At 42.8% G+C, this 1,132-nt stretch carries 4 tRNA genes; all 4 read right to left on the reverse strand.

Annotated elements, in window-relative coordinates:
- The 4 genes from J2S11_RS22210 to J2S11_RS22225 all read right to left on the reverse strand — a co-directional run bounded on the left by J2S11_RS22210 (nt 1) and on the right by J2S11_RS22225 (nt 493).
- A tRNA-Gly gene (locus J2S11_RS22210) sits at nt 1–72 on the reverse strand.
- Between the two features lie 49 nt (nt 73–121).
- A tRNA-Leu gene (locus J2S11_RS22215) sits at nt 122–206 on the reverse strand.
- 119 nt (nt 207–325) lie between these two features.
- Nucleotides 326–401 (reverse strand) — tRNA-Lys (locus tag J2S11_RS22220).
- A gap of 16 nt (nt 402–417) precedes the next feature.
- Nucleotides 418–493, reverse strand: a tRNA-Thr gene (locus J2S11_RS22225).
- Nucleotides 494–1,132 lie beyond the last annotated feature (639 nt).

Here is a 1,132-nt window from a genome sequence, read left to right on the forward strand (position 1 = left end):
AGCGGAAAACGGGGGTCGAACCCGCGACCTTCGCCTTGGCAAGGCGACGCTCTACCACTGAGCTATTTCCGCATGTCACGTATACACTGTATTCAATTAATAAAGTATCGCTAAAAAATAATGGTGCGGGTGAAGGGACTCGAACCCCCACGCCGTAAAGCGCTAGATCCTAAGTCTAGTGCGTCTGCCAATTCCGCCACACCCGCATGTGTTGTCGTGAGCCATGAAGGACTCCGACGCAGCTAATCCCGTTCCCTTACCTTCTCTTGTTCATTAAGATACGAGAGAATCTTATAAGGAGAGTGCTGCTAGGCTATTTTGTAAATGGTGAGCCATGAAGGACTCGAACCTTCGACCCTCTGATTAAAAGTCAGATGCTCTACCAACTGAGCTAATGGCTCATGCTCTAAAAAAATCTGGTGCCGGCGAGAGGACTTGAACCCCCAACCTACTGATTACAAGTCAGTTGCTCTACCAGTTGAGCTACACCGGCACATGTTTTTTATCGTCTCATTTTTATGAGGACAAGTGATATCTTAACACGTCTACTTTTGAAAAGCAATAGCTTTTTTCTTTTGTTTTGTTGTTAATTCCAAAGTCTTAGTTTTCTTACTATTTAGCATCCCTATAAATAGTAGTTCTAATCGTATAATTTGTTCCCTAAAGTATAATATTATCGCTATCTCTTCAGAATAATTTTAGGTAATACCATATTTTTTCTTACTGTTTTTTTGGAAAATCTATCTTCTAATAGAGGTAGGTACCTTAGCTCTGTTTTGAACTTCCGATATTTCTATAGGCACATATGCACTTTAAGCGTTCAAATTCTATAGATTTGCCTTCTAAGGAAGGATGTATCCGTTAGGATCGAATTAATCAATACAAGAGCCAGAGACGACAATAATGTCGTTTTTTTGGTAAAGAAGAAACACGGCATTTGAAACGCAAAAAAACAGCTTCTCAATTGAAGTCGTTTGGTTTCCCCGGCAACGTCCTCCCGCACCGAGCGACACTTCTCCTGTCCACGCTTCGAGGTTGGCATCGGAACCTTCCTCTAATCATGGATGCCCTTCTCCGAGTTGGCTGCGATTCAGGTTCCGGATACTCTTTCAGCGAATGACGAGAGTGGACG

Origin of the sequence: Bacillus horti (assembly GCF_030813115.1) — a bacterium.
Lineage (GTDB): Bacteria > Bacillota > Bacilli > Caldalkalibacillales > JCM-10596 > Bacillus_CH > Bacillus_CH horti.